Consider the following 23509-nt stretch of genomic DNA (forward strand, 5'->3'; position numbering starts at 1 on the left):
GTTGTGGTGGGGTATGTAGCCGTGGTTGTTGCCGAGGGCCCACAGGGTTCGGGCGGCGTGGGTGATGCACCCGATCGACCGCAGGGTGGCGATGTCAGCATCGAGCAGCGCGCGCACGTCGGTGCGTCGGGTGAACTCGCCGGCGAGCCTGCGGGCATGGTCCGCGTCGGTCGCCGAGACGATGTCCGAGTACAGCCGCCCGAGCCGGCGGCCTGCCGCGCCGACCGCAGTGAACACGCCACTGATCCGGTCGAATACGGCGACCATCGACCTCATGTGGCCGACACCCGAATCGAGATCACCGACGGTGAACGAGTGGGTGGCCGCGGTCATCAGATCGGACAGATACCCGGCGGTGGCATCGGCGAAGTCGGGGACGGACCCGTTCCGGCCGGTGTGGGCGAACATCTTCGCGCGATAGGGCAGGCGGGCGATGGCCTCGGCGGTGTCACCGGAACCGGCCGCATCGTCCGGCAGAGCCTCGACCAGGATCCGGCCGGACAGATCGACGCGCACCTGCCGGGCGAACATCGGAATCCCCAGCTGTTCGATCCGGTCACGGATGTCGTCGGGTAGCCGCACGGGTTGTCCGGTGCGCGTGAACAATTCGACGCGCCGCTGATCCGAGAAGCGAATCCAGTTGTCGAATCGCCGGCCACCGGGAGCACCGGCCACGACGCCGATGGCGAGGTTTTCGGCGTCGCGTCGGACGTTCGCGATCTCGGTATCAATCCGGTCGAGGGCGGCGCGGACGTCCTCGACCTCGGATCCGAGCCGCTCCGGATTCTCCGGACGCGACGGCAGCCGGTCCAGTTGTGCCGCTCGCTCGCGGGCCAGTTCGCCCAGGCGCTGAATCCGCTGTGCGAGTTCGCCGGTCGGCACGTGTGCGAATTCCGCGAATCCCGGACCCTGCAGCCGCGCCGCGGAGGTGTCGGTGGCATCCGGGTCGAGACCGAGCAGCAGGCCCTGCTGGCGATCCACCAGGCGAGCCAACTCGTCCAGCGCGAAGTTCGCGTCGTCGTCGGCGACCCGTATCGAGCGTGGTGTCGCACGCCGGGTCCGGTAGTCCTGCTGTTCGTCCACCGGCAGTCCGCGCCACCACCGCACCAGCGCCGCGGTATGGCCGTCGGCGCGGATCGCGACGCGTGCCGCGGCCGGTTCCGGGAGTGCGCCGCGATCGGCGGCACGATACCGGGCGACGGCATTGCGGCGAGCGCTGTCGCGCCACACCTGCACCGGTGTCATTCCGCGTCGCAAGGCCTGCAGAGCATAGGCGGGATGACCCAGGTGATCTGGTGCGGCGGTGCCGACCGCGAGGTTCGCCTCGGCCAGTGCCTCCGCGGGGAGCAGGACCGGCTGGTCGCCGAGGGCCGTTATACGGCCGTCGGGTCCGTCTCCGATCAGGTTCTGATACTCCCGATCCCGGAGGATCGCATCCAGCTGACCCTCGCCGAGTTTGCCCGCCCAGGCTTCGAACAAGCTCTGCAGACTGTACTTCTCGTCGCCGTGGCGCTCATCCAACTCGGTCAGATCGACGGCGAAGCCGGGCTTGTCCTTCGGTTGCGTCAGCCAGTGCTGGAAGGCGGCGTAGGTGGCATCGCCCAATCCAGTTCCCTTGCGCGAAAACCCGTATGCTGGAAGCTGATTCAGCCATTCGGTGAATGAGGTGTCCGCGGGCAGCCACGGGAATTCGCCCAGGATTTCGGTATCGGAGTCGCGCCAGTCACCGAAGCCGGAATTCGCGCGCGTTCCCGCCGGGTCCTTCAACATCTCGAAGAAGTCGACGAGGGCTCCGAATACCCTGGCCTCCAGCGAATCCAGCTTGTCCGGGTAGCTTCTCGAAGCCGCCTTCCGGTCGTGCGTGTGTACCAGCTCGTGACGGATCGTCCGGTAGACATCCTCGGCGCCGAGTCCGCCCAGGCGGCTGTCGCTGAGGAACAGGCAGTCGGGCGGTTCGTCGGAGCCGAGCCGCACAACGGTAGCGGTGATGGATCCTCGCAGGGGAACGACGGCGATGATGTCGGGTCCGATATCCGGGCGGTTCGGCAACGCCTCGATGATCGCCTTCCGTTCGGCCAGTGAGGATTCGGCGGTGATCCCGTATTCGTAGAGGTGCAGGATGTCGTCGTAGTCGTCGACGATCGCGTTGCGCACCGCCCGCGCTGTCGCGACCGAGATACCCGGTTTGTCGAGGCCGAGCACTTCGATTCCGTAGGTGTCGTGGATCTGGGCGGCTATCGACTCATTGGTGTCGCCGGTGGCGGCCGGGTCGAACGAGGTCTCCGGCGTGCCGTCGGCTTCCCGTTCGGCCTGTGACCGCAACCGGCGCCGTAGCCGTTTGCCGATCGGACGCGGTGGTTGCGGACGCTCGGCCCGCTCGGCGAGATCAGCGCGCCCCAGCACGACCGCTCCCACATTCCGCTGCCCGCGCCCGAGTATCCGCTCGGCCTCGTTCTCCCACATGAAATAGGACGCGTGCGGTCTGAACAGCAGCCGGTCGAGCAACTCCGCCCGGTCCTTCGCGAACCGGCCGCCGGGCACGCCGGTGGTGAGCAGCGTGGCGTCGAAGATGGCCGCTGCCGGATCGATTCCCAGGCCCGATCGGGCATAACGTCCGCGTCGATCGGGATGGTGCGAGCCCAAGTTGGCGACCATGTCGGTGGGCTCGCTCAGCGCGTACACCGGGACCCCGAATGCCTTGGCGTGCTTCATGCGGCGGCCGGTCCCCGGGGACCCGATGAGCACCACCGCATCGACCATGCCCGCCAGCCGCTTGTTCAGCCCCGCGTAGCACAGGGTGGTCGAACCGTAGCTGTGCCCGAGAGCGGTGACGTGCTGTGGCATCGGTGACCCGCCGGGTCTTCCGGCGTAGAACTCCCGGGTGGCGTGCAGGGCGGCAACATCGCGTGCCACGATTTCGCCACCCCGTTCGGCCATCTGAGGTGAGGCGACGGCGATATCGGTCGGACACTCGTAACCGATATCGATGATCGAGGCCACCGTGGCGTCCTCGGCCTGCGCGACGGCGGACTCGTAGATCCACCGCGAATATTGCGAACGCGTCCTCAACGTTCGCACCGTCGAGTCCAAGCCGTTCGTCAGCCGGGCGATGAACGCGGCGTGGCCCGCCCGGCCGATGGAGGCGATGACACGGCCCGTGACGGCATCGAACGCATGCAACTCGACCGGTGGCTCGCCCGGCAGCCGTGCGGCGTCGTCCTCGATTTCCGCCAGCTGCCGCCGGGCGGTGAGCAGAGTTTTGAGCCGATCGGCCTCCGCCTCGGTGAGCGTCGTCTTCGGCATGGAGGCCTGCAGGCCGGCGCTTGCACGCCGGAATTGCTCGCGCAGCCAGGCGATTCCAGTGGTGTCCGCGGCGTTCACGTAGCGGACGACCTCGGGCCGCCGCCGCACGAACTCCCGGATGTCGCGCGCGATCGACTGCCTGTTCGCCTTGTCGCGCACCTCGAAGGGGACGCCGTCGGCATTGCCGATCAGGTGCGGATGGACTCGGAGCAGGGCGTACTGCTGGTCGGAGAGGCCGAGTTCGGCCTGAACGGGCGGGAGCCCTTCCCGGTCCGGGAGGCCGGTGCTCATCGACTCCCACCACTGGGCGACCGCGCGGGTGTGCGCGCGGGAGGCCGCGACGACATCCCCGGTGGCGGCCCGTTGCACCAGCGAGTGTTCGTCGGCGTCCGGCCCGAAGTGGTGTCGGAGGCCGGTCAGTGCCTGCCGGGTGAGACGTCGCTGCTCGGCGGTCGGATCGGTGTCGACCGGCAGCGGATCAGGGAGCCGCCGGGCGGCTTGGTTCTTGGCTCCACGTGCTGCGCCGTGCTCGCCGAACATCTGGAAAGTACCGGCGGCGGAGACGAATTCGCGCGCGCCGATCTGGGGGAGTTCGTCGAAGGGGTTACTCCCGACACCACCGGCCACTCTGGCGGTGGGCCTGCTCCTTTCCAGTTGAGCAGGTGGTCCGGTGAGTTCTTTTTCGGCGAAGGTGGGGTCGACCTGGGATCGGTTGCGTGGGGTGCGTGCGCGGAGGGTGCCGCCGGGGGCCTTTTCGAGGTAGGCGACATAGGTGTGTTCGGGATCGGTGTAGGCGGGTTTCCAATCGACGTAGGGCCGTACACGGTAGTGGTCTCCGTCGACGAGCTGGTCGAAGACGTGGAATGTGATTCGGCCGGTGCCGATTTCGATATTCTTGGCGACGAGGTAGGCGTGTGCTTCGTCGCCGCGACCGACGACGATGGCCACCGAGTCCAGTTCGGGGTCGTCGCGCAGGGTGCCGACCGCGGCTTTCATCGGATCGAGTGATTCTTCGGCGGGGGTGCGCGGGATCTGCACCAATCCACCGGCGAGGGCTTGTTCGAGGTGGGTCGCGAAGTTCTGTCCGGGTGCTGGGTCCTGGCCTGCGGTCAGGCCGAGCTGGCGGAGGATGCGGACGAGCCAGGGCAGGCATGTGGCGATCTCCGCGGGGAGCCCGCGGGTGCCGGACGGCAGCGGTGTCGAGTCCAGGATGCCCGCCCGCAGGGCTGCGACGATTGCCTGGGTGGTGCTCTCGGCGCCGATCACCTTCCTGGCACGGCGCAGTCGATATTCGATCGCGTGTTCCGGCCGGCCCAGGTTCTGTGCGATCGTCGCGCTGGTCCCGCCCGTGGCGACTGCCCGGAGAATGTCGACGTCTTCGGGTGTCAGTGCCGGTGTGCCGGTGATTGTCGTGCCGGGGACCTCGGCCGGGTCGAGCAGGCGGCGGCGGATGGCTTCGACGACGGCGTGGGTACGGGTGCGGGCGCCGAGCAACTGGAGGATGGCGCGCACATGCATCCCGACGGTGGCCCGTGAGATGCCGAGCAGTGTGCTGATGTCAGCGTCGGTTTTGCTCTGCGCGACCAGCGCGATCATCTCGAGATGGACACTCGTCCTGTCGGATGATTCGGCCGCTTTGCGCTCATTCCACTCGTCGAGGATCGCCTCCGCGCGCGTATCGAGATGCGGCACCAGCATGGACATGGCTTCGGCGGCGGTCTCCGCGCCCACGGCGATTCGCCCCTTGCTGAGGTATTGGCCGACCGCATCGGTGGAGACCTCCATCGTCGCGGCCACCTCGGCGGTCGTCATCCCGCGTGATCGAAGCAGGAAGGCGACACGCCACCGCGGTGGGAAGCTGTCGAGTGGGTCCTCGCTCAGGCGTCCAGCAGGCAGAATGCCGTGTCGAATCCCGGCCGCCACCACGAGCGGCCACTCCGAAGGAACACCCAGGGTCTGGGCCAACGAGTCCCGAATCCTGTAGATCTCGCGCGGGCTCACCCGCATCTCCGCCACGATCGCCTCTTTGCCGAGCCCCTCGGCCAGCAGGTCGAGCAGTTGCTGCTGCTGGTTTCGTGCGAAGGCGGAGGGGATCGGCAGTTCGCGAAGGTCGGCAAGTGCACGCTGCAACATGACCAGCGCTTCCCAGAGCGTGTGATCCCCGGAAATCCGGCCCTCCGCCGACGCGACGGCGTCCCGGATCGCCGCGCGGTGCTCCTCGTCGAGCCGATCGAATGCCCGGGTGTACTCGTCGCTCGTGGCATCGGTCAGTGTCCGGTCGAAAAACTGTGCGTCGCTTCGTGTCCAGGACTCGGCCACGGCAATCGCGCGAACAGCGTGCCGCACATCGGTGGTAGCACGATGGCCGCTCAGAATTCGATCGGTGTGGTGATGCAACCACCCTTCGATGGTGTGGTCGCCGCGGTCGGCGTAGGTATCGATCGCTGCCGTGAGTATCTCATCGGCGATATCGTCGGTAACCCGGCGCTCGCGGGGGAAGTGCCGTCGCAGCCGGTTGTGCAGCTGCTGAGCCTGCCCACTGCGGGCGAGAGCTCGCAGCGCACCGGCGCGGTCGCCGGCCGCGACGAGGTCATCGATGAGATGAGCGGGAACGGGTGGCGCGACATCGAGCGCCTGCACGATTTTCGCCATGGCCGCGGCCTCGTTGTCCACCCCCAGAATGCTGACGACCGCACGGACGACCTCGTCTGTTCTGCCTCGGGTGATGTCGGCCAGCAACGCGGTCTCCGGCCGGGACAATCCCTGGGCCCGCAACAGCATGACTTGCACCTGCTCGACGGTGAACAGTGCGGTGAGGTCGGAAACGCTGTCCTGCGGCGGATCGATGTAACCACCGCGTATCGCCTCGATGACGAGAATATGTGGCTGCGGCGAGGTGCCGAGGGCGTAGGCGACGTTCTTGGTCAGGTCCTCAGGGGCGAGGCGGGACTGTCTGCCCGCCAGTGCTTTCGCGATTTCCCGGACTTTCCTTCCCTCGGAAAGCATGCGCAGAACATCACGTTGGACGGCGTTCAATGCGGCGGGGTTGGCCCTGCGACCGGGCCTGTTCCCGGCGGCGTCGAATGCCGTGCTGTCCGGTGCGACCCGGGGCGCCCGGCCGAGCTGGTCGATGGCACCGATGGTCACCGCGACAACTTGCGAAGCGGAGTCGACGTCCAGTCTTGCGGCGGCCACCGCCTTCTGACTCGTCACGTAGTGGTGTGCGATACCGAGTCGCTCGGCAATCTGAGAGTCGTCCAGTCCGGATGCGGTGAGAGCGATGATTTCGATCTGCCGATCGGAGAGGATCTCTGGAAGGTGCGCTGGACCCAGAACCTTCTCGAACGGCAGTCGGATGCGTTCCTGGCGGACTGCCGCGGCCACGATGGCCTCGTGCCAGCATGGCCAGGGTAGTCCCAGATCCTCTGCCAGCCGCTTCGTGCACTGTGACACCGTGTCCCGCGATAGACCGGTTCGGTGTGCGATGTTGAAGCTGGACCGCCCCTCGGCGAGCAGGCCGAGCAGTTCGGACGAGGCGATCGTAGGTGCGGGCGGGGCGGGCGCCTCGGTGGTGTCGTTCTGTGCGCGCAGGGCTGTCGCGCGCTCCAGAGCCTCGGTGAGATTGTGTGCGAGCGTGACCCCCAGTGCCGTGCTTGCGTCACGATAGGCGCGCAGGACTTCCAGTGGCTGGTCCTCGTGCAAGATGTAGCCCAGGGCCGGAGTCTCCAGCAGTCCCCGGATCTCCTTCAGGATTTCGGTCATGATCTTGTGCGGCGTGAAATCCGGATGGGTGACCGATCGCAACCCGTAGCGGCCGTAGGTGGGCAGCGAAACGGCGGCGTTGACGATGAAGACGTGCTCGACTTGCGGGCATTGCTTCACAATCGTGTTGCGCAACCGCCGGGCGTGCTGCGGTGAGCACACGACGATGACCGATTTGATCTTGCGCCGCCCGAATCTCTTCTCCAAGGCGTCGATCGAGAACACCGCATTCTCCCTGGTGTTCGTCGCCTCGTCCTCCTCGATGATCTGCTCGCGCGGTATATCGAGGCCGTGTTCCTGTGCGATCCGCCGGAATCGCGCGGCCTCGTTGTTGTATCCGGACGTGACAACGGTGACCCTGCTCTTGTCCAAGGTCTGCACGAAATTGGCGAGCACCACCCCGGTGCCGTCGTCCGGATTGCCGAACAGGCACACCGGGATGCTGTCGATCGGCGGTTGGTCCGGCTCGGGGTGGAAGAACTCGATTGCCTCGAGGTGGCGGGGATCGAATGTCCATTTCGGATCCGCTCGGAGGTGATCGAAGACCACGGTCAGGTCGGACACCAGCTTGTCGGTGTCGATTCCCTCGGCTCGCAGGCTTGCCAGCCACATCTCGTACGCGCCGGTCGGATCGGTGACCGCACCGTCGGGGGCGTCGTCACCGGGCCGATAGGGCACCACGGCTCCGCCGTCGCGGTCGAGTCGGGGGGCGTCGCGGGGGGCTTGCTCGACCTCTGTGATCACCTCCTGCTCGAGCTCGGTGGTCGACTTCGATTGCCCGGCAATGGCTTCCGAGCCAACGGGAGCCGCCTTCCTCGGCACCGCAGTCGGCTCGTGGGGTGTGGCGCTCGGCGTGGTGGTGTCGGCCGGCGCGCCGATGAGATGGGCCGCGTGCGCGATGATCAGTGCGGGATCGGCCTCGACCCCCAAGGCGCGAGCCAGATACCGGAGGTCTCCGGTGGTGAGGGCGGCTCCGCCGGCGAGGGCCCTCAACAGGCCGATCATGGTGTCGACCGCGCCGATGGTTCGAACGATCAGTTCGGCATCGGTTCTTGCCCGGACCTTCGAGCGGGCCCTCATGATACGGCTCCGGAGCGTGTCCGGCGTGATGTCGAAGACCGCACCGAGCTCCTCTCGCGACATACCGCGCCCGCGCAGCACCAGCATCTCGACCTGATCAGGTGCGAAAGCGGTGAGGTCGGTGACGACATAGTCGGGTTGGACGAGGGACCGGCGGACCGCCTCACCAACCACTGTGAGCAGGTCCGGTGTGGTCCCCAGGCGGGTCGCCAGATCGGCCACTGCGTTTCGGACGAAGGTCGCCGTGGGCTGTATTTCACCGGCGATGGCCTGATTCAGGTGTTCGATGGTTCGGCTGCTGATACCCGACAGCTCGGTGCCCTGGGCCGGCACCGTGGCGGCAACCGGGAAGAGTTCGTCGTCCAGTGCGCGAGCTGTTTTCGCGGCCGCCTCGTTCAGCGTCGACGAGCGGAGGCGCCGCAGGATTTGCGCGGAGACGGCACGGGCGGTTGCGAGGTCGAGCTCCAGTGTTCTCGCTATCTCAATCGGCCTCCGACCTTGCAGCCGGAGGCCGAGCACACGGATATGCAGCGGGTCGAGTACCTCGGTGAGATCGGTTATCTCATCTGCCGGTGGTTCGATCAGCCCGTGGCGCACGGCGGCGGCGACAACCATCGGCTGCAATGGAGCGACATGCAGTTCTCTTGCGATCGCGCGTACTACTCTCGGCACCCACCGCCGATTCTTGCCATGCGATTCCGCGATCTGTGTGCCGTTGTCACCTTCGGCCAGCCGGCGCAGGAAGTCGTTGCGCTGCTGCGGGTTCAATTCGTCGTCGGCGGAGAAAGCTGGCGGAGTGGGCAGGCTCCGCATTTCGGCAAGGGTGCGGACCAGGGATTCGACCGCGTGACGGAGCACGAGCATGTTCGAATCCGCGGGAGCGGGTAGGGGATTTCCACGTTGTGGGCGGAGCCGATTGATCAAGGCGCGTTGATCGCCCCGGAGTGCCGTCGCGGACAGCGCCTTCTGTAGTTCCGCCGTCGTGGTATCGGCGAGAACCGTGACAGCGGAAGCTGCCGCGCCGGGATCATCGACGGTGTCGATGACGGTTCGGCTCAGCGCGCTGCGGAAGGCAACGGCGTCGAGATGGAGCGGAAGAATGATCTTGGTGGCGTGGTCGAGCCGCTGTTCGAAGGTGCGGGTGTCGTTGTCGTCGAAACCGGTGACGGCGTGGGTGAGAAGTTCGGTGCTGACGTCGGCCACCACGCGGGGCTGGTTCGGGAAAAGCCGGCCCAGCCACGTCGAGAGGTGGCCGCCGTAGTGGCCGCGAAGTGCGTCGACGGCCTGATCGAGGTGGCCGGCGGCGACGAACCCTCCGATGGTGCGGCGGAGGTCACTGTCGGCTCCGGCCGGTGGCGTTGCGCGATTCCCGTTGGGCTGCTTGGGTTCTCCGGTGATTCGGCCTTTGCGCGGAGGTGTGCCGAGCTCACGGCGAGGGGTGTCCTTGTTGATGTCCTCGAGGTCGCCCTTCGCGGTCCTGCGGAGCCGGACGACGTGGAGTTGTTCGATCTTGCCGAAAGCATGTGTGAATTCGTCGGCGTCGATCACCCGGGGGATGCGGAGAGGTTTCTCGCCGCCGGTGTCGGGTTTCCTGTGCTTGATAGGTTTCCTGTGCTTGATATTGGTATCGAAGACGAGGGCTTTGCCGGGGCCGGTATTGATGATGGTGAAGATGTGCATGGTCTCGCCGTCGTCGACGAGGGCGAGCAGGGTGTCGACGCCGGTTGTCTTCTTGTTCTTGACTTCGTCGACCAGGGGGCCGAACAGTCCCGGTGTTTCGGTGGGGTGTTCGTTGTCGGGTGGATGGGGTGGTGGTGTGTGCGGGTCATATTCGGCCAGTGCGGCTTTCACATTCGCGACGAGGGTCTTGTAGTTCCGTTTCGTGCCGCTGGGTGCGGTGGCGTCGTCCTTGCCGAGGGCGTGCAGGAGTCGGCAGGTGCGGTCGAGGCAGTCGTCCAGCAGCGCTTCCCGCGACCGCTGACGGTTGCGCCGAAGTTGACCCGCCACCGCGATACCCGCGGCGCCGACCAGCAGACCGGCGGTCGCCGAATTGGCGGCTTGGGTGCCCAGCGCCGCGATGGCAGTGCCGCCGAGTGCGAATCCGGCGGCATTGGCGATGTTCGCCGGTGTTTGGAAGACCACTGACGTGCGGGCCCGCAGACCATTGGGGATGGTCCCGTTCATGTAGTTCATGACGTTGACGCCCGCGGCGCCTTCCGCGCCCCACATCATCGACAGGGCGAGAGTCAGGCCCGCGGCGTTGTCGAATCCGGCCTGCATCGTCGCCGCGGCCCCCAGCATGACGGTGCGGGTGAGGGTCCACTCGTCGACGGTCTCGGGTCCGCGCCACCGCCCGAGCCGAAATGGCTGGGCCGCCTGATTCTTCAGCCTCCGCTCGCCGACCTTCGTACCCGCCCAATAGCTGAGCGGGGCGGTGGCGAGCAGTGCGGTGTTCTGCCAGAAGCCGTGCTCGAGGAGCGCCATGGGAATGAGGACACCCTGTACTCCGAACAGGAAGTTCCATGCCCCGTGGGAAGGCATGTGCCGCAGGAGGACCGGATCGTTCCGGACGAACCGCACCCCTTCTCCCAATCCCTCGAGCAGGCCGGACTTTTTCTCAGGGGTAGGCAGGACGTCCCGGAATTTGTGGTTGGTCGCCAGATCCCCGATGGACGACAGTGCGTCGAGAGCGAACACGATCGGGGCGCCCAGCGACACCAGTGTGGGAGTGACCGTACTGCTCACCAGGTCCGGCACCCTGCTCAGGCGCTGGTTGAGTGTGGTGTGCGCGACGACCCGATCGTCGCCGGCCAGCTCGAGCTGCATCTTCCGCGCCACTCCGGTATATGCCTGGAAGGCACCGGCTTTCAGAACGACGGCACCGACCACCACTTCGGTCAGATGTGGCAGATTGGCGGCGATCCAGACGCCCGCGGTGCCGACTCCGATCAGGTTCAGCATCTGGCCGGCCCGCATCGTCATCAGCGGCGGTTGCGTATCCGCCATGACGCCGGCACCCAGCCGCCAGCCGATCGAGGAGAGCTTGGCCAACCCCAGCAAGGCAGCCGCCCCGGGACCCGCCCTGTCGACCAGAATGATCCCCGCGCCGATGTCGGTGAGGTCGTCACCGATCTCACTGAAGAGCTTGTTGGTCGTCATCATGCGGTAGAGCGAGTCCTTGCGCAGCAACCGCCATCCGGAGTTGGCGTCGGTCAGTTCCAGACGCGGCGGAGCGGTCGGCGCTCCGGTCTCGGAATTCTGCGCGGGCGGCGCGATCGGCCGGTGCGCCGGCATCCCGAACAGCCGGCGCAGTCTGTTGCGGGCACCGTCGCCGGGGCGGGCCGGCGGGCGCACTCCGGCGGGGTCGTCGGGTGGACCGGTGACCTTCCGTTGCTTGTGTAGTGGATCGAGTACCGATGCCGATGGTGCGTTGCGGGCGACGAGCCCGTTTTCGGTCGCCTTGTATTCGATGGTGTAGGCGTAGTCGACTACCTCGTAGGTGGGTTCCCAGGCTTTGGCGGTGTCGTTTCGTTCGGTCTGTGCGGGCCGGATGCCGTAGCCGCCTTCGATGAGGTTGTCGGCGACGTAGATCCGGTTCCCGATCCTGGTGGCGGCGAAGATGTGGGCAGCGGCCTGCCGGCCGATGTCCTCCTTCGCGTTCTGGCCGACGACCATGACCACGGTGTCGAGGCCGGGGTGGGAGTCGAGCCGTTCGACCGCCCATCGCGCCGGGTTGTCCTGCTCGGAGAAGGTCACAGGCTTCAGGTGGTTGCCGAGATTCTGCTCGACGTCTTCGAGCAGAGTGCCTTCGGTGTCGGGGCGGGTTTTGGCCTTGTCGACGCCGATGGCGTGCAGGAATCCGGAGATCCAGGGCAGGCATTCGACGACCGCGGCGGGAAGCGTGTCCGCGGCGGAGGGCGGCTGGACAGCGATGATCCCGCGGCGCATTGCCACGATGACCGCGGCGAGTCGGTTCGTGACTCCGAGCCGTTCCAGGAGATCGCCGACAACCCGGTTCGTCTCCGTCACGGATTGTCCGAGCTCATCGCTGATGCGCTGGGTGCCGGCGCCGTCCGCGATCAGGTGAAGGATCTGCTTGTCCCGCCGGGACAGTGGTTCGACGCTCGCGACGACGATACCGTTCGCGGTCAGGTAGTCGGTCGGATCCGGAAGCTCGGCGAGGGAGAGTATTCCCTTTTTCAGAGCGATGACGACGGCGTGCGTCTCGTTCTCGGCGCCGAGTTCCGCGCACAGTTCGCCGAATGTCAGTTCGTTGTGGCCGATCGGCATCGCGGCGTCGCGATCGTAATCGAAACTTTGTCCACCCGAGGCAAAACCGCGCGCCATGGCGAGCAGGACCGGGCGGAGGAGCTGCGGTTCGAAGTTCCGTCGCATGGCGGCCATTGCCGCCGCACCCTCGTGTGGGCGAGCGATCCCGACCTTGTCCTGCGCGCGGCGCATGTGGGTGCGCACGGTGCTCGGCGAGATACCGAGTCGCCGTCCAATTTCGGCGATCCCCAGGCCGTCGGCCCGCAGTTGGTGAACGGCCGCTTCGCGCTCGGACAGTTCGTGGGAACCGCCGCCCGCTACCACCCAGTCCGCGCTGTTGAGGTCGAGAATTCCTTCGCGCACCGCGACCGCCACCATCGCGGCGCGGTCCCGGATGCCGAACTGTTCGCCGATGGCGTCGAGCGCGTTCTTCACCTGGGACTCCGACAAGCCCACGATTGTCGCTATCGCCTCGTCGGTGTGCCCGCGGGCGACGAGTCCGAGTAGTTCGGTGGCTTCCGGTTCGAGCCGCGGGGCCGCGATCGCCTCGGCGATCGGTAGTTCGGTGACGTCCAGGTCGCCGCGGCGGATCGCCTCCGCAACCGAGGCCGGCCGATTGACGGTGCCCAGCATGACCGCGATCTGCCGGGTGAGCGTGGTCGCTTTCCGCTTCTGCCACCGCAGCCGTGGCAGTTCGGCGATCTGGAAGGGCAGGAGTCCCTGAGCTGTTCCGAACAGGACCGTGAGCTGGTCCCCGGACAGCTCGATCGGTGCGTCCGGCAACTGGTGTTGTGCCGCAACGTGTCCGGCCAGCCGCCGCAGTGCCCCGGCGGTGATGGTGTCGATGGCGGCGGGAGTGAGTGGCCGAGCCGAGCGCAGTCGATCATTGATCGCGCCCGCGAGGGCTGTGGCCGGGACACCGTCGGCGAATCGGAGAGTGAGGGCCATCCGCTGGACAGGGGTGAGCGCGGTGAGCTGCCGGTCGAGGTCCGCTGGCGACATCGCGGCCAGCGCCGCGGCGACCGGGTCGTTCGCGGGGGCTCCGGTGATCGCTCGGTAGGCGTCGGCGATCGCGGTGGGCGGAGATTGCGCCGGGGCATCGTCGGCGCGACCGGTCGTATCACCGACCACGTCTTGCGGTTCCGGGTCGAATTCGAGCCAGGTCACGGCTCCATCTGCCCGTTGCCGCACGCCGCTGCGGGAGACCACCGCGCGCACTTCCGGCGGGATCTCACCGGCGGGCCCGGTTTCTTCGATCTCCACGCGCAGTGTGCCGAATCGATCCGCGGCCCGCACCGCCAGCCGCACCGGGGTACCGGTGCGCCGCAGTGCGTCGGCGGTCAGTGCCGCTGTGGCTTCCCACATCGCGTCGACCGCATCGTCTGTGCCCCAGCCGGATTCGCGCAATCGGCGGGACAACCAGTTGGCCGCTGTCGGTGCGCCACGCTCCCGGTCGGCGTCGGTGAGTCCGGGCAGGCCGACCGTCATCTCGGTCTGCCAGTGACCTTCGGCGCCGGCCGCCTTCGGTCCGATCCGCGATCCTTCACCGCCGCGCCGACGCGGGGATCGGCCGGATGCCGGAGGCCGACCGAGTTCCTCGATTTCGGCGTCGGCGAATTCCGGCATCCGGGGGCGCATTCCCTCGAGATGGGTGTTGCCCATCAACATGCACACCGCGCGCCCGGCGGCTGTGTGGCTCGAAAACAATTGGGACGCATGGGCTTGGCGTCGCCGATTGACTGCCGCGGCGATGTGCTGGACCTTGCTCACGACCGGGCCGCCGTCGAGCATGCCCACTGTCTCGGCCAGCAGCCAGCCGAGATCGTCCTCCCGGAAGCCGCGCGGGAATCCTTTGTCCGGGTAGTCGCGTGCCATGAGCCGCTGGAACTCGGCATGCGGGTCGGCGATATCGGGCAGGATGTGGCGGTACATCTCGATGGCGTCGCGTAGATGCGCGTCGGTATCCGGCCGGAATCCTTTTTGAGCGCGCAATCCTTGGGGTATGTGTCGCAGGACGTAGTAGAGGAAGACGCTTTCGGCGACGGTGCCGTCGCCGAACAGTTCGGCGAGGGTTTCGTCGCTGCCGACCTCTTCGACGACTCCGTGTGCCTGAGCGGTGACCGTTTCCTCGGCCGATTGGATGTCGATGCCGTATTCGTTCGCGAGATAGGCGAGTACGGCCATCTCTCCGCGTTGACTGGACATCGATTCCGCGATGGACGCGCCGAAGGGGGCGATGCGGCCTTCGGTGAGAATGATCCGCGGCTGCTCGTCGGTGCGGGTGATCCACGCGAGCAGGGCGGCGATGAGGGCCTTCGACTGCGGTAGTTCCGGATCGGTGTAATGCTCGGTCGCCACGAAGAGGCTGTCGCCGGACCGCAGGGCCCGATGCGGAGTGGTGGGTATCGCGGTGCCCGCGCCGGGTTCGCGGGCTGCCGCGTTCCCGTTGGCACGCGCGCTTCTCCCGAGCCGGGGGTCATCGGCGAAGAAGGTCCAGGGGTTGTCGAGATGGCCGGGCACGCCCGGTGTCCGGCCGTCGAGCACACGCTCGGGCAGGTCCAGTGCGTCGATCCGGGACGACACCTTCGGATACCTCGGGGCCGTGGGCGCGGATCGGGCGGGCGGCTGATTGCCGGTCGGCTCGTCGGCCGCTGTACCCGGTGACAACTTCCGATAGATATTCGCGAAGGCCGCCCCGACTTCGCTCAGGATCGTCCGCAGCTCCGCCCGTCCCTGGGTGCGGAGGTAGTTGCTGATGACGGTGTCGAGCATGTATTCGTCGACGCGTTGGCAGGCGATCTTGCTGTACAGCAGCCGCGTCAGGTATCGCGTGTACAGGTATTGCGGCGATTGCGGCACCAGCGAGCGGCAGTGCGGGAAGTGCAACGCCGACCAGATGTCATCGGCGGTGAGTGTGCCGAGCTGCCGCGCCTCCTCCGCGGACAGCACGGTTTCGGTCAGCTGGTGGTCGGCTTCGGGGAGCAACCGCCCGTTGAGGAACGACATGTCTCCTCGTGCGATCGCGACGATCTGGGGTAGCTCGTCGAGGGACAACACGCGAGCGAGGCGCCGGATCAGCGGCGCCTCATTCGTCGTGTGGGCGCCGCTGGGTTCCTCCGGGGTTCCTACCTGCTTCGTCTGGAACTTGACCGCTGTGACCGGATCGCCGCCGGCGGTACGCACCCGCTGTTGCCGGTACAACAGCGAGCCCCAATCGGTGCCGGGGCGCAGCAGGCTCTCCGTCTTGAGGGCGACGGTGACCACCGCTGCCAAGCCGAGGTAGATCGGAGTGCGGCGCATGATCCGTCGCAGTTGCCAGATATCGCGTTCGGTCAACTCGCGAGCGCGTGCCATCCGGATCAGCGTCCGGATGTGATGGTTCTCGATATCGGCGCGCCGCGTGGTGAGCCACTGCGCGCCGCTGGGCTCGCCCGGCCGTGCCCGCGGCAGCCGGTCGAGATATTCGAAACCGAAGCGGCGCAGTTCGTCGATGAGTTCGTCGACGGTCCAGTTCTCCGGATCGGTGCGGTGCCGATACGTGGCTCCCGGCACCTTCTTGGGTTCGGCCTGTTCGGGTCGCCGTGTCTCGGCGGAACCCGTTGTGCTGCCGCTCGATTTCCCGTTCGCCCGCGGGGTCTCACCGCGGCGCTGGTCGTCGGTGGAGGACGCCCACGGACTGTTCGGTCGGCCGTCCGGAGTTCCCGATGTCCGGCCGCGCTCGTCCTCGAGCGGATTCCGGTCGTCCGCCGACGTGGCCTGCGCCACTTCCGGATTCCCGGATGCGGAGGGTGAGGTCCACGGTGTGGTGGTCACCGCCGCGGCCGTTGCGGTGCTGCCGGCAGAATTCGCATCGCTGCCCGGTGGTGTCGGCTCAGACCCGGGGACCTGCTGTTTCCACGGGGTGGCCGGGCGGTCGCGGGGGCCGCTGACACCAATACTGTCGATACCGGGATTGACGCGAACCCCCGGCCCGCTCATCGTGCGGACATCGTGGACGTGGCCGGCGGCGTCCACCTCGAGCACGAAGGTGACACCGTCGTGCACGCAGTCCAATAACCAGCGACTGTTCGGCCGGCCGGGATGGACGCGCACGGCGCCCGCCTCGAGCGCTCGCTCACCGGCGCGCGAAATCAATGTCGCGAAGTGGGCGGTATCGGCGCACCACGCGGCCGGAAACAGGGTCACTCCCGGTGCGCGGCTCTGCGGCCCGCGGCTGACCATGAGTCGCCGGAGCTTCTTCCGCGACGATCGAATCATGCTGGGCGGCAACATGTTTCCCGGGTCCACGGACGGATTCCGGATGACCCCGGGGCTGCCCTGGACCGGCCATGCCGTCAGGATCCGGCCATCCTGTGCCACTCGTACGACGACGCGGACCCCATCGCGCACATCCTCGAGCTGCCAGAAATGAGTGTTGTCCTCGGCCCGGCCATCCGGCGATCTCCGCAGTACGGGATCGGTCCAATCGTGTGCGATCGCCTCGGTGACCGCGATGATCTTCTCGTCGCTCCAGTCCGGCGGGAATTCCGTCTTTCCGGGCTTCCCGGTGCCGGACCGATGCCCTCCGCCGGTGGCATCGCCGGCCAAGATGTGTGTGCGCCGCTCGTCATCCAGGACGATCGACTCGCGTGCGGGAGCGGTGACAGTGGTGGCATCCCCCGTGATCTCGCGGGGAGTCGAGGCGCTGTTCGGTGCTTGCCCGTCCGACGGGGTTTCGTCAGCGGGTCGCATGTATGCCGTACCCGTGGCGCGCGGGCGTCGGGCGTGCGGCGCGGCGTCGAAAGGATTCGACGGTGTGGCGGTCTCGGCGGAAGTCCCGGTGCGGCCGACCGCGGACAGGTGAATGTCGAGGTCGGCGATCGCGGCCGTGAGGTGCTGCGACGAAGATGACCCGGCCGGGGCGGTGATCTGCGCCAGTTCATCTCGAATCTGTTGCAGCAGAGATGGTCTCGTGTTCGAGATGACGCGTGCCTGGGTGGTCTTGTCGCCGTGCAGGAGCTGCTGCGCCGTCGCGGTCTGATCCGTCGACACTTCCCACGCGAGCGCGGTGAGTCGCGCTATCTCGGCGTCGAGTCGATGGAACGGGAGCGCGCGTCCCGTATTCCGGACCCGCTCCCGCTCGGCCACCAGATCCGTGCGCCAGGCGAGTACGCCGGCGAGAGTGATGCCATCGGTCGAATCCGCGGTCACGCCGCGGCGATGCACCAGCTGGTCGAGCCGGTCGTTGATCCCGAAGATCGCATCCCGGGTGGCGGCGTCGACCGTCGTCTCGCGCCCAGGACTCTCGACGCGCGAGCCGGAGCGCAGCGTGCTGGACCACACGAGGCCCTCGGCATCGACCCGCACACTGCGATACTCGACCTCGATTCCCGACTGCGACAGGGTGTTCAGCGTCTGCCAGGGCAGCAGATGCTCCGGGTCGGCGAACGGCGCCATGATGGTGAGCCGGTTGTCGCGGAGCCTCGCCCAGCGCCCGATGCGAACACCGGGGAACTCGTCGAGCCACCGTTGCGCCGCGTCCGCGGCTGCCTGGATCCGGACCGTGCGTAGCTGTTCGGTGTACATCTCCAGCCGGACCGCCAGTTCGCGGTGGCGGGCCTCGTCGGCGGCCGACATCCGATCCGGATCGATCGGAGCGGGGAACAACCGCCGCAGAGTCCTCGCGGTGCCGGCGATCTCGCGCTGGGTCGCCGTGATCCGGCGCCCCCACTTCGGCATCGGCTTCCACAGCTCCGTCGACATGGGAGTGCGTTCCCACGGCAGGGGCAGGCTGCCGGTGTCCTCGCCCGGTTCTTCGGAGGCCCGCAGCGGATGGGTGCGCTCATCGATGGGCGCGGCCAACCGACGCACCCGATCCTGTAGCTGGGCGATCGAGGTGCGCGTGCGCTCCGGAAGCTGCTCGACCAGTATCCGGCCGGTGGGGTCCACCCGAATTCGGCGGGTGACCGTGGGTATGTCGTTGCGCGCGAGCACCTCTCGCAGCTCATCGGCCACCGGCGCGGGTCGCCCGGCGCCTTCGAACACCTCCACCCGAATCTCGTCGACGAGCACCGCCTGCGGGCCCAGGCGAAGGCCGAGCCGGGCATCGGTGATGTGGTGCACAGCCTGTTCCTCGGCTCGGGAACGGGCGCGGGCGAGTTCGGCATCCACACGCGCACAATCGAGTGCCACCCGGTCGATCTGGTTCAGCAGCGTGGTCAGCCCCGCTCGCACGGCACTGCCGGGCTCGGTGGACGTCAGCGCGCGGATGGCCCGATAGCGCAACTCACCCGGATCCAGATATGCCGTCGCGGCTCCGTCTTCCGCCCACGTCGCGAGATCGAGCAGATCGGCCAAACCCGCGGTGCCGGTCATCGTCGCGCGGACGTCGGCGAGCAATCCCGCTCTCCGGCCGGCGATATCGGAAATTTGCGCGGCCAGCTCCGCCAATTCTCCGGCCGGCGGATGCTGCCATTCGGAAAACCCCTGCAATGGCTCGCCGGCACCGGTGAGGTGGCTGTCGGGACTCGCGCCGTGCATCTCGGCCAGGGCTCGGTTCACCATGCGCGCCAGCTCGTCGAGCAGGACTTGTGGTCGGCCGTCGACCGTGCAGACCAGGTCCGGATTCTCGTCCAGCGCTGTCTGTTTCGCCTCGGTATCCATGCCGCGCCACAGCTGGGCCAGCTGCGCCATGGCGCCGTCGACCGCGATCCCGGCACGGATACCCGTCGCCGCGGGAATCGGTCCCCGGTCCGTCGCCCGGGCTGCTGCCCGTTCGTTTCGCCGCTCGGCCTGCTCCCAGACCTGCGCTACCGGCACGCCCTGGAGCAGAGCTTGCAATGCGTAGGCCGGATGGGTGAAATCGACAGGAGCCTCGTCGTCGAGCCCGTTCTTGAAGCCGGGGCCTACCTTCGGCGCACTGTTTCCGAACGCGTTACTTGCCTCTGCCAGCGCCTCCATGGGATTGAAGACGGCACGGTCGCCCAGTCTGGGTGCGGGGCGGGTCTCCGCTGGATCCGGGGCGACTCGATAACTGGCACCGGCCAGTATCTGCCGCCGGGTCTCCTCGTCGAGCTGGTCCTGCCACGCCTCGAATACCGCTTTCTCGGAGACGATTCCATCGGTGCGCGAAATTCCGGAGTCGGCCAGCCAGGTATCGAAGGTCGCCGGATCCTGTTCGCCGAGCCATCTATTGTAGGCGGCGAACAGGTAATCGCTGTCGTGGAGCGGCTTGTCTTCACGGCTGTAGCCGTCGAGCTGGCCGAGCCAAGCATCGAATGTCGCATCGGCGGACAGAGCTTTCGCCGCTTTGAGACCGGTGAAATGTTCGAAGAGAAATCCGAACGCCCGGGCCTCTATCCAATCGCTGTAGTCGCCCATCCGGTCGAATCGAAGGTCCGATGGGAGTATGCCCATATCCCGCAGCGTCGCGAAATGCTCGTACAAGACCGTGTATGTGTGGCCGTCGAGGGTTGTCCCGAGGTCGCGAGCGGTCTCTGCCAGCAGCGTGTGGAAACTGACTCGCCGGGGAACCGCATCACGCAGGTGGGCGATTTCGTGTCGAACCATGTCGTAGGCGGCATCGCCGGTGGGTGCGTTGAGGTGGCCCTGCTGCTTGTTGTATGCGAGATTCGCCTCGAACTGTTCGGGATTGCCGAGACGCAACTCGTTGACGAAGATGATGTTCGGCTCGGTGCCGAGTAGTGTGCCGGCCCCCGCGGCGGTCCGGTAATCCATCGCTGCGACCACGACAGCATCGATCCGTACGGACGGGCCCTCCGCGAGTTCGTCTTCGATCGCGTTCCGGATCGACCGCGCGGTTTCGACCGTGATGCAGGCCTTGTCGAGCCCGAGGACCTCGATCCCGTGGTCCCGCAGCAGGTCGGCCGCGATGTCCTTCTTGATCCGCCGATCGGTCTTCGAGTCCGTGGTCGCCGGAGCGGACCATCGTGTCGGGGGCGTGGCCTCGGATACGACCGCGCGCGCGAGGGGACCGGACCCATCGCCGGGCTTCGTCGGGCGTACACGCCCTCCTCGATACGGTGCGGAGTCCGGAGCTGAGCTGTCGGCGTCGGAATTCTGCCGCGGTGCTGCGGTGGGATCCGGTGCGATGAGTGCGCCCTCGCCGAGGACAGCGTCGCCCAGGGCGTCGAGCGCGCGGACGGAGATGGCCACGGCTTCGTCCACGCTGCCGGCCCGCAGTGCCAACAGGATCTTCGAAATGTCCAGGGAGACAGACCTGTAGCTGATGTCGAGGACATCCGCGATCTCCTGCGAGTTCGTCCCGTTCGTCTTGTACGCGAGGATCTTCAGCTGCCGGGGGGTCAGAATCGTGGTGAGGTCGGACACCTCGTTCGGGTGTGGGGCGAGATAGCCGCCGCGAACACCCTCTGCGACGATCTGTGCCCGTTTGTTGGGCACTTCCAGCCGACCGGCCAGCAGTTTCGTTCGTTCATAGGTGTGTGTTCGCTCCTCGTCGTACTGCCGGGCGATATCACCGAAGGACTTCGTACCGGCGAGCAGGGTGAGCAGTTCGCTCTCGTCCCCGGTTAGCGGTGTGGTTCCGCGCTGTCCGATGTCGGATTCATCTTGTGCAGTATCGAATTCGTCATCGACGGGGCTGTCGACCGGCTGCTGTTCCGGATCGCCGTCGCGGATCTCGGCGATGGCGCGGCACAGCCCGTCGATGGCGCCGCGCAGAACGGGATTGCCGCGCATGTCGGGCCGGGGCTGCCCCGGGCGTGGCCAGAAGCGGTTGAGCTGTGTGCGCTGCTGGCTGTCGAGTCGTGCGGATGCCAACGCGGCGCTGAGTTCGGATGCGGTGGTGTCGGTGAGGGCGGCCGTCGCCCGAGCCGCGGCGGTGTGTCCGAAAGCGGAATCGGTGGTGGCGAGTCGCAGCAGTCGGCGGCGGAATTGTGCGGCGATTCGATGGGTACGGAGAACCGTCTCCGCAGTCCTGCCGATCAGTTGTTCGAGCGGGTGTTCATCGACGCCGATATCGGTATCGGCGATTGTCGCAGTGAGAATCTCGCCGAGTGCGTCGGTGACCACGCGCGGCTCACCAGGGAATTGAGTGGTGCCGAGCCAATGGCGTAGCCGCCGACCGAGGTCGTGTTCCCGGAGGGCTCGGAGGGCCTGCTCCGGGCGGCCCACGGCCAGATGCCGCCGGATGACGTCGCGAAGCTGGTCCGCCCCGGCATCGTCGAGCTGCGGCTCGATCCCCAAAGCCTCAGCAGCCCTGCGCAATTCCGGCCGCATGGGGTATCCCAGCAGATAGGCCGCCACCAGGATCTGTTGCCCCTCGGCGGTGTATTCCGGGGACCCTCGCCGCAGTGCCCTGCTGACGGAGGCTTGTCCGACACCGGCGACACCGGCGACATCCTTCTGTTTCGGCTTGCCGGTGAATCCCGATTCGATGAGGCTGCGATAGCGCGCGACTACCGGGACCAGCAACGGATGCAGCTCGCTGTCGGCCTCGTTCGGCGCCTCCGGTGCGGTGTCGGGCTCGGCCGCCGTGTTGCCACTCGGCGGTGCGGAATTCGACGGTCGATCGGTGCCGGCGGCGCGGCGCGCTGCGACTCGGTTGCCGGCACCGGATGCGTTGTCGGGCTGTCCGTTCGCGGACAGCTCCGGTTTCGGAGACAGCTGGTCGGCGATATCGGCCAGTGCCGCCTGCAAATCGGTGAGTGCCGGGCCGGCAGGCACGGCCGTCGAGGAGCGCTGTGACTCGAGAGCGGTGGCTGTGGTGACCAGCATGTTCCGAATGTGACCGGCGTGGATGTCGTTCCAGACCCTGGAACCCGAGGGCCCCAGCTGCTCGAGCACCTTCAGCAGATCGTCCCGAGAAGGCTTGTCCTGCCGCTCATCCGATTCGGCGAGCCGGTGCACGTGCAGCATCAGCGCGGCGATGGCGGTGTTCCGGCCTTCCAGTTCACGATCGAAATGCTCGATGTGAGCAGCGGCGGCCGATCGGTCCCGCTCGGTGGCCGGGTCATCATGTTCGGACGCTGTCAGCCGTGCGAATGCCTCGCGCCAGCGATCCCGCGCCGATCGGGCGCGCTCTCGTTCGCCCATCAATTCGGTGAATCGCTGGGCGATCTCGGCGAGAGTCGACGGCTGTTCGGTCTCGTCGCCGATGCCGTATCGCCGCAGGAGCCCATCGAGCTCCGCGGATATGCCCGCGATCAGGTCGACATTCTCGCGGGACAGCGGCTGTACCTCGGTGCGGGGATCGCCCTGTGGTACCACCGCCGGGCGCAGCTCGGTCCGCGTGACTCGGCCCCGGTTGTCCACCGCGATCCGACCGAACTCGATCTCGATACCGGCCAGCGCCAACGCATTCGACAGCTGCGGGGACAGTAGGGTGTCGGCGTCGCCGTACGGTGACAGCACTGTGAGACGGCGGCCGTCGAGCTTGACCCAATGTCCGATCGGCAGTCCCGGCGACTGCGCCAGCAGGCGCCGGGCAGCGTCCGCCGCCGCGTGTATCCGGACAGCGCGCAATGCGGCAGCGTCGTTCTCCAGCGCGGCGAGCAGCCGGGCCTGCAGCGACTGCTGCGCAGCGGTGAGAAGGTTCGCCGGCGGCTCGAACGGGAACATCTCGTCCACGTCGTAGCAGGTGGCGCTCAATTGCCTTATGGCGGTGGTGATCTGCTCTCCCCACAGGCGCAGGGTGAAGACCGTCTCGCTCTTTCCCGCGACCGGCGGTGCGGTCGATGGCGTCGGCGTCCGGCCGGGTTCGTCGGATGCCAGCATCGGCTGGTTCGGCGCATCCGCGACCGCGTCGAGCGCGCGCCACAGCCGCGCCTGCCGACGGTGCGTCGAATCACGCTCCAGCGCAGCAGGTTCAGCTACGAGAACGCGCCCCACCGTATCGACCCGCACCTGCCGGACCGCGACGGTGACCGGCGGCTCGGCCGGAATCTGTGCCAGTAGCCGGGGGAGCTCGCTGCGCTTGCCGGGGGATATGAAAACCTCAACTCGGGTGCCTTCGATGAACCGAGCGTTCGGGCCCAGCGATTGCCCGCCGGTCGCGTCGGCGACGGCCGCGGCCGCCAGAAGTTCGGCCGCGGCGCGTTCGCTCTGCATTCGGGTATCGAGCCGGGTCCAGTGCGGG

General features: G+C 67.3%; 1 protein-coding gene (cut by a window edge). It reads right to left on the bottom strand.

What is annotated here, in order from left to right:
- Positions 1-23509: part of a LuxR C-terminal-related transcriptional regulator coding region (locus tag AB0L57_RS32530; RefSeq protein ID WP_364970618.1), annotated on the bottom strand (this coding region is incomplete at its 3' end). The annotated region continues 9632 nt past the right edge of the window; the window shows 23509 of its 33141 annotated nt.

This window comes from Nocardia sp. NPDC052254, from assembly GCF_040679495.1.
GTDB lineage: Bacteria > Actinomycetota > Actinomycetes > Mycobacteriales > Mycobacteriaceae > Nocardia.